The sequence below is a fragment of the Burkholderia sp. Tr-20355 genome (assembly GCF_017104685.1).
Taxonomy (GTDB): domain Bacteria; phylum Pseudomonadota; class Gammaproteobacteria; order Burkholderiales; family Burkholderiaceae; genus Burkholderia; species Burkholderia seminalis.
This window is the reverse complement of sequence record NZ_JAAGPK010000013.1, coordinates 86229-93047: the sequence shown is the minus strand read 5'-3', so window position 1 is coordinate 93047 and position 6819 is coordinate 86229. Positions and strand designations below refer to the sequence as shown.

The following is a 6819-nucleotide window of genomic DNA, read 5'->3' as shown; positions in this document are numbered from 1 at the left end:
CGGTGCTGCTGTGCGTCGGCGCGCACGAAGCGCCGCAGGTCGCAGAACGGCGTGCGGGCGACGACGCGTTCGTCGACGGCCGGCCGCCCGATGTCGAAGCGCGGCGGCCCGGCCGACGGGCCGAGCAGCGGTTCGAACAGGTCGTCGTAGCACGACGACGCAGCGTGCGGCAGCGTGGCCGCGGGCCATGCGTCGAACGCGTGCCGCGTCGCCGCGCGCCAGGCGCGCATCCATTCCCGCTGCTGCTCGACGAGGGCATACCACATGGCGAACCTTGGGGCGGAAGGGGGCGTGAATCTTCATTATGGTCACTGTGGCCGCGCAGCGGGAGCCGAAAGCGCGGCCGTCTGCTTAGCATCAAGCGTGCGGGCGCGCTGGCCGGTGCGGCGCGACACTGCTACAGTCGTCGGTCCCATCCCCCCCAGAAGCGGAGCGTTTGCGATGAAGCTGATCGGCATGCTGGATTCCCCGTTCGTGCGCCGTGTCGCCATTTCGGCGAAGCTGCTCGACCTGCCGTTCGAACACCATTCGATCTCGGTGTTTCGTCATTTCGAGCAGTTCGGCACCTTCAACCCGGTCGTCAAGGCGCCGACGCTGGTGACCGACGACGGCTCGACGCTGATCGATTCGTCGCTGATCGTCGACTATCTCGATCATTGCGTCGCGCCCGAGCGGCGCCTGCTGCCCGACACCGCCGATGCGCGGTTGCGCGTGCTCGTGCCCGTCGGGTTCGCGCTGGCGGCGGCCGAAAAGACCGTCCAGGTCGTCTACGAGCAGGCGCTGCGACCGGCCGACAAGCAGCACGCGCCGTGGCTCGAGCGCGTGCTGGGCCAGCTTGAGGCCGCATACGGCGCACTGGAGCCGCTCGTCGCGGCCGCGAACGGCTGGTTAGGCGGTGCGCGCCTGCTGCAATCCGACGTGACGGTCGCGGTCGCATGGCGTTTCACGCAATTCATGGCGGCCGATTACCCGGCGCTCGCGCGGATCGATCCGGCCCGCTATCCGGCGCTGGCCGCGCATTCGGCACGGGCCGAGACGCTGCCGGCATTCGTCGAAACGCCGCTCGCGTAGGCCGAGTGCCTTGTCCGGCAAGGGTTTGCCGATTGTTCGCAACCGCTGACAAGTGACTTCGCATTCGCGCTGTTTATCCGGAAGCGGCCGGTCCCTAGAATCCACTCCATCGAATGACGCATTGCCAGATGGAGCCGATGATGAAAGCCCTGATCGAATCGAGCCTGTACCACCCGTCCGTCGTGTTGCCGCTCGCCGCGCTGACGCAGCTGATGGTCGAGCGCGATTTCAATCTCGGCCAGGTCGGATTGATCATGGCGACGCGCGGTGCCCAGGCGGCCGTGTCGCGTTCGCGCGAGCTGATCTTCTGCCGCCACTGCGAAGCGCGCGCGTGAAGGCGGCCGCATCGAAAGGATGAAAAAAAGCCCGGCCGGCGCAAGCCGCTCGGGCGGATCGGGTTCGATCGAGCCCCGGCTGCGGCCGGGGCTTTTTCATTGCAGGACGCTCACGCGCGTGCCGGCGTCGCGACGTCGTACATCTGCGGCGCATCGTCCTCTTCACGCAGCTTGCGCGCGAGCTGGTGCGCCTCGCGACGCGTCGCGACGGCCGGCGGCGAGCCCTTCAGCGGCTGGCGCGCGGTTTCCGCGAGCGCGACGACCGACACGATGCCGATCACGGCGGCGCCCATCATGTAATACGCGGGCATCATCAGGTTGTGCGTCACGTCGACGAGCCACGCGGTCATCAGCGGCGTCGTGCCGCCGAACAGCGATACCGACACGTTGAAGCCGATCGCGAGCGCGCCGTAGCGGATCTCGGTCGGGAACAGCGCCGGCAGCGCCGACGGCATCACGCCGGTGAAGCACGACAGCAGCACGCCGAGGATCAGCAGGCCGCCGAACACCGACGCCGTGGTGCCCGCGTGAATCAGCATCATCGACGGGATCGACAGCACGAGCAGGCCGACACAGCCGGCGAGCATCACGGGCTTGCGGCCGATCTTGTCCGACAGGCGGCCGGCGTACAGCGTCATCGGCATCATCAGCACCATCACGATCAGCACGAGCACGAGGCTGTGCGATTCGTCGAAGTGCAGCGTCGACGACATGAAGCTCGGCAGGTACGACAGCACCATGTAGTCGGTCACGTTGAAGATCAGCACGAGGCCGACGCACAGCAGCAGCGCACGCCAGTTGCGCATCAGCGTCTCGCGGAACCGCGCTTTCGGCACGGCCTTGTCCTGCGCTTCGCGCTCTTCGGCCTGGCGCTTGAACGCGGGCGTTTCCTCGAGCCGCATCCGGATGTAGAGGCCGATCAGGCCGAGCGGGCCGGCGATCAGGAACGGCACGCGCCAGCCCCACGACAGCAGCGCTTCCTGCGACAGCGACGCGGTGAGCAGCGCGACGACGCCGGCGCCCATCACGTAGCCGATCAGCGTGCCGAACTCGAGGAAGCTGCCCATGAAGCCGCGGCGCTTGTCGGTCGAGAATTCGGCGATGAAGGTGGCGGCGCCGCCGTACTCGCCGCCGGTCGAGAAGCCCTGCACGAGGCGGGCGACGAGGAGCAGCACGGGCGCCATGATGCCGATCGACGCGTAGCTCGGGATCAGGCCGATCGCGAAGGTGCCGACGGCCATCATGATCATCGTCGCGGCGAGCACGCGCTGGCGGCCGATGCGATCGCCGAGCGGGCCGAACACCATGCCGCCGAGCGGGCGCACGAGGAACGCGGCCGCGAACGTGCCGAAGGTCGCGAGCAGCTGCGCGGACGGGCTGCTGGACGGGAAGAACACCTTGCCGAGCGTGACGGCGATGTAGCTGTAGACGCCGAAGTCGAACCATTCCATCGCGTTGCCGATGGCCATCGCGCTGACGGCGCGCTTGAGCAGGCTCTGGTCGACGACGGTGATGTCGTCCGCGGCGAGCGGAGCCTCGCCGGACGGCGAAGCGGTGGAAGAAGCAGCGGTCGGGCTGACGTGTGTTGCGGTCAAGGTCATGCACTCCTTTGACTGCGCCGGAACGGGCGGGCCGTCCGACACGGTTTGCCGGCGAGCGCGATGTCGGGTGCGGCGCGTCGGGGCAGACCATTAAGCGCTTACTGCACAAGGGGCAGCAAAAGGCCGTAAGGGGCTGCTTCGACGCGGGCCCGATGGGCCGTCGCGACAGTGCGCTCATGAAGAATGGGCCGCGTGATGCAGGCGGCGGATGCCGGTGCGGACGAAGGGTCCGGTGTTCCGGCAACGCCCCGGAGGGGCAACGAAACGAGAAAAGCGGGCCTGTCGGGCGGGCTTTCCTGTGGGTGCAATTTCGGTCGAAAGGCCGGCCCGCAACGCGCGGACGGGTTTCTCCCGAAATCGAATAGACAGAGATTGAATGTTGAAACAGGCGACATGATAGCACGATGACGGATGATCGTGCAAATTACCGGGAGACGCCCGCCTGGCGGGGGATTCGGCGAGGCCTGCTCGGGTATGATCGGCGACGCGCGGCGGGGCCGTGCAGCGCCCGGCGACGGGGGCCGAATTCACGAGGAACCGGATGACCGAACTGATCAGGATCGCGGCGCTGTTCGCCGCTACCGCGCTGGCCGAAATCGTCGGCTGCTACCTGCCGTGGCTCGTGCTGAAGGATGGGCGTCCGGCCTGGCTGCTGGTGCCGGCCGCGCTCTCGCTCGCGCTGTTCGCGTGGCTGCTGACGCTGCACCCGAGCGCGGCCGGGCGCACTTATGCCGCGTACGGCGGCGTCTACATCGCGGTGGCGCTGGTGTGGTTGCGGGTGGTCGACGGCGTCGCGCTGACCCGCTGGGACGTGGCCGGCGCGGCGCTCGCGCTCGGCGGGATGGCCGTCATCGCGCTGCAGCCGCGCGCGTAAGCGCGGCCGCGGCGCGTATGGGCAGGCGTCAGGCCGCTTCCGCGGCGCCTTCGTCGGCGGACTTGCGCCACACGCAGGTGCCCTTGACCGACTTGTCGAGCTCGTCGAGCTGCGCCTGGTGCGCGGCGAGTTCGTCGTCGCTCGCGACCACGACGGCCAGGTCGAGCGCGGCGAGCGAGACGCGCTGGCCGTTCGCCGCGCCGCCGTCGGCGCCCGCGTCGTCGAGCATGTCGATCACGAGGCTGTCCTGGCCGCGCGTCATCGCGAGATACACCTCGGCGAGCAGCTCCGAGTCGAGCAGTGCGCCGTGCAGCGTGCGGTGCGCGTTGCTGATGCCGAAACGGTCGCACAGCGCGTCGAGCGAGTTGCGCTTGCCTGGGAACATCTGCTTGGCCTGCACGAGCGTGTCGATCACGCCGCCGCAATGTTCGGTGAACGGCGGCAGGCCGAGCCGCGCGAATTCCGCGTCGAGAAAGCCAAGGTCGAACGGCGCGTTGTGGATGATCAGCTCGGCGTCCTTCACGAAGTCGCGGATCTGGTCGGCGACTTCCGCGAATTTCGGCTTGTCGCTGAGGAATTCGGTCGTGAGGCCGTGCACCGCCAGTGCGCCCGGATCGCTGTCGCGCTCGGGGTTCACGTAGAAATGCAGGTTGTTGCCGGTGAGCCGCCGGTTCAGCAGCTCGACGCAGCCGATTTCGATGAGGCGGTCGCCCGTGCGGGCGTTCAGGCCGGTGGTTTCGGTATCGAGAATGATCTGGCGCATGTCGGGGAAAACGAAGAAAACAGGGGAACGGCCGGCGTTCAGGCCGTGAGTGATTCGACGCCGCGATTGGCGAGCGCGTCCGCGCGCTCGTTTTCGGGGTGGCCCGCGTGGCCCTTGACCCAGCGCCACTCGACTTCATGCTGCGCGACGAGCGCGTCGAGCCGCTTCCACAGGTCGGCGTTCTTCACGGGTGTTTTCGCCGCGGTGACCCAGCCTTTTTTCTTCCAGCCGTGGATCCACTCGCTGATGCCTTTCTGCACGTACTGCGAGTCGGTATGGACGATCACCTGGCACGGCCGCTTCAGCGCTTCGAGCGCGGCGATCACGCCCATCAGCTCCATGCGGTTGTTGGTCGTGTTCGGCTCGCCGCCGAACAGCTCCTTCTCCTTGTCGCCGTAGCGCATCAGTGCGCCCCAGCCGCCGGGGCCGGGGTTGCCCTTGCAGGCGCCGTCGGTATAGATGTCGATGGTATCGATTGTCATGAATGTTCTTGATGGGTGGTCGGGGAGGCCGCCGGCGTCAGGCCCGGGGCGAGCACGGGCTTCTTCATCTTGATCTGGCCGACGAGGCGCATGCCGCGCACGCGCTTGACGGCCGTCACCATGTAGACGGCGCCGAAGATCGGCCACCAGCGGTCGCCGGCGGCCTCCATGAAGCCGTAGCGGGCCAGCCACTTGTCGGTGACGAGCGGCGGGCGGTAGCAGCCGAAGCGGCCGCGTTCGAGGTCGAAACCGAGCAGCTTGATCCAGTCCTTGAGCCGGATGAACGCGATCTGGTCGCGCGTGGCCGGCACGAACGGGTGGTTCGCCATGCGCCCGAACGACTGGCGCATGCCCCACAGGCTGAGCGAATTGAAGCCGGTGATCACGAGCTGGCCTTCCGGCATCAGCACGCGCTCGGCCTCGCGCAGCAGGCGGTGCGGGTCGGACGTGAATTCGAGCGTGTGCGGCATCACGATCAGGTCGACGCTCTGCGACTCGAACGGCAGGTCGAGCAGGTCGCACCAGGTCGTGCTGCGATCGGCGGGCGCATGCTCGGGTGCGTGCGCCTCGCGTGCCCACGGGTACTGGTACGGCGCGCTCGCGCCGCTCGCCGGGTCGAGCACGAGGCCGCGATACGGCATGCGGTTCTCGCGCAACGCGTCGAGCTGCGGCAAGCCGAGCTGCAGCGCGTGGAACCCGAAGACGTCGGACACGATCCGGTCGAGCTGCGCCTGCTCCCAGCCCAGCACGTAGCGGCCGGGAGGCGAGTCGGTCCAGGCGGGCCAGTCTATAATTTGACGGTCAGACATAACGATGATTGCGCGCCCATGAACGAGCTGGAATACGTGCCGGTTCCGGCATTCGAAGACAACTATATCTGGCTCGTCTCGGACGGCCGCGATGCAATCGCCGTCGATCCGGGTGAAGCCGCGCCCGTACGCCGGGTTCTTGCCGAACGAGGCTGGCGGTTGACCGCTATTTTACTCACGCACCACCACGCCGACCATGTCGGCGGTGTCGAGGCGCTGCGCGATAGCCAACCGGCCGATGCGCCGCTGGCGGTATACGGCCCCGCGGCCGAAGCGATCGGCGTGGTCACGCGGCCGCTGGCGGGCGGCGATCGCGTGACGCTCGACGCGCCGGCCGTTGCGTTCGACGTGCTCGACGTACCCGGTCATACGCGCGGCCACATCGCCTATTTCCAGGCGGCCGGGCCGCGCAACGCGGCGCCGCACGTGTTCTGCGGCGACACGCTGTTCTCGTGCGGCTGCGGCCGCCTGTTCGAAGGCACGCCCGCGCAGATGCTCGCGTCGCTCGACGCGCTCGCGGCGCTGCCGGGCGACACGCGCGTGCATTGCGCACACGAATACACGCTGTCCAATATCCGCTTCGCGCTCGCGTGCGAGCCCGGCAATGCGGCGCTCGCCGCGTGGCGCGACGAAGCGCAGGCGCTGCGCGCGCGCGGCGTGCCGACGCTGCCCACTACGATTGCTCACGAGCGTGCCGTTAACCCGTTCATGCGGGCGGACAGCACGGCGATACATGCCACGCTCGAGGCCGAGCTGCACGAAACAGTGCCGGATCGTCTGGCGGCATTCACGCTGATGCGCGAGTGGAAAAACCGGTTCCGATGATGATTTCCGGAGGACTCCAAAGCTCAAGCGGTGTCTGTAAAAATTGCTCCAAATGTAGG

8 protein-coding genes and 1 pseudogene are annotated in these 6819 nt (G+C 67.9%); 4 read left to right on the top strand and 5 right to left on the bottom strand.

All coding sequences use genetic code 11. The annotated features are described in order from the left end of the window. A pseudogene (locus G3N62_RS05520) lies at window positions 1-266 on the bottom strand (polyhydroxyalkanoate depolymerase); the annotation flags it as partial. 175 nt (window positions 267-441) lie between these two features. Here G3N62_RS05520 and G3N62_RS05515 point away from each other — a divergent pair. Both G3N62_RS05515 and G3N62_RS05510 read left to right on the top strand, forming a co-directional pair. Next, window positions 442-1071, top strand: coding sequence for a glutathione S-transferase (locus G3N62_RS05515; RefSeq protein WP_034186641.1), 630 nt, complete (start codon window positions 442-444; stop codon window positions 1069-1071). Between the two features lie 128 nt (window positions 1072-1199). Further along, window positions 1200-1406, top strand: coding sequence for a hypothetical protein (locus tag G3N62_RS05510; RefSeq protein WP_034186642.1), 207 nt, complete (start codon window positions 1200-1202; stop codon window positions 1404-1406). Window positions 1407-1516: 110 nt separating this feature from the next. On the opposite strand, the gene proP is transcribed toward G3N62_RS05510, so the two are convergent. Continuing rightward, the gene (proP, locus tag G3N62_RS05505) at window positions 1517-3007 is read right to left on the bottom strand and encodes a glycine betaine/L-proline transporter ProP (RefSeq protein WP_034186643.1); all 1491 of its coding nucleotides are present in this window, start codon (window positions 3005-3007) and stop codon (window positions 1517-1519) included. 541 nt (window positions 3008-3548) lie between these two features. Between proP and G3N62_RS05500 the strand changes: the two genes are divergently transcribed. After that, window positions 3549-3881, top strand: a complete 333-nt coding sequence (locus G3N62_RS05500) for a YnfA family protein (protein WP_034186644.1) — start codon at window positions 3549-3551, stop codon at window positions 3879-3881. A 28-nt stretch (window positions 3882-3909) separates the two neighbouring features. Here G3N62_RS05500 and dnaQ read toward each other — a convergent pair whose 3' ends face one another. Genes dnaQ through G3N62_RS05485 form a run of 3 tightly spaced genes read right to left on the bottom strand, consistent with a single transcriptional unit; the run spans window position 3910 to window position 5935 of the window. After that, window positions 3910-4644, bottom strand: a complete 735-nt coding sequence (gene dnaQ / locus G3N62_RS05495) for a DNA polymerase III subunit epsilon (protein WP_034186645.1) — start codon at window positions 4642-4644, stop codon at window positions 3910-3912. A 38-nt stretch (window positions 4645-4682) separates the two neighbouring features. Further along, window positions 4683-5126: a ribonuclease HI gene (gene rnhA / locus G3N62_RS05490; protein ID WP_021163370.1), complete on the bottom strand. Its 444-nt coding sequence runs from the start codon at window positions 5124-5126 to the stop codon at window positions 4683-4685. Further along, complete coding sequence (locus tag G3N62_RS05485; RefSeq protein ID WP_034186646.1) at window positions 5123-5935, bottom strand: class I SAM-dependent methyltransferase; 813 nt, start codon at window positions 5933-5935, stop codon at window positions 5123-5125. The genes rnhA and G3N62_RS05485 overlap by 4 nt, the downstream gene beginning before the upstream one ends. An 18-nt stretch (window positions 5936-5953) precedes the next feature. On the opposite strand from G3N62_RS05485, the gene gloB reads away from it, so the two are divergent. Then, window positions 5954-6760, top strand: coding sequence for a hydroxyacylglutathione hydrolase (gene gloB, locus G3N62_RS05480; RefSeq protein WP_124669861.1), 807 nt, complete (start codon window positions 5954-5956; stop codon window positions 6758-6760). Window positions 6761-6819: the final 59 nt, after the last annotated feature.

What these genes read in the sequence shown, in the direction of transcription:
- G3N62_RS05500 (WP_034186644.1), top strand. Translation starts at nt 3,549, where the DNA reads ATGACCGAACTGATCAGGATCGCGGCGCTGTTCGCCGCTACCGCGCTG.
- dnaQ (WP_034186645.1), bottom strand. Translation starts at nt 4,644, where the DNA reads ATGCGCCAGATCATTCTCGATACCGAAACCACCGGCCTGAACGCCCGC.
- G3N62_RS05515 (WP_034186641.1), top strand. Translation starts at nt 442, where the DNA reads ATGAAGCTGATCGGCATGCTGGATTCCCCGTTCGTGCGCCGTGTCGCC.
- G3N62_RS05510 (WP_034186642.1), top strand. Translation starts at nt 1,200, where the DNA reads ATGGAGCCGATGATGAAAGCCCTGATCGAATCGAGCCTGTACCACCCG.
- G3N62_RS05485 (WP_034186646.1), bottom strand. Translation starts at nt 5,935, where the DNA reads ATGTCTGACCGTCAAATTATAGACTGGCCCGCCTGGACCGACTCGCCT.
- rnhA (WP_021163370.1), bottom strand. Translation starts at nt 5,126, where the DNA reads ATGACAATCGATACCATCGACATCTATACCGACGGCGCCTGCAAGGGC.
- gloB (WP_124669861.1), top strand. Translation starts at nt 5,954, where the DNA reads ATGAACGAGCTGGAATACGTGCCGGTTCCGGCATTCGAAGACAACTAT.
- proP (WP_034186643.1), bottom strand. Translation starts at nt 3,007, where the DNA reads ATGACCTTGACCGCAACACACGTCAGCCCGACCGCTGCTTCTTCCACC.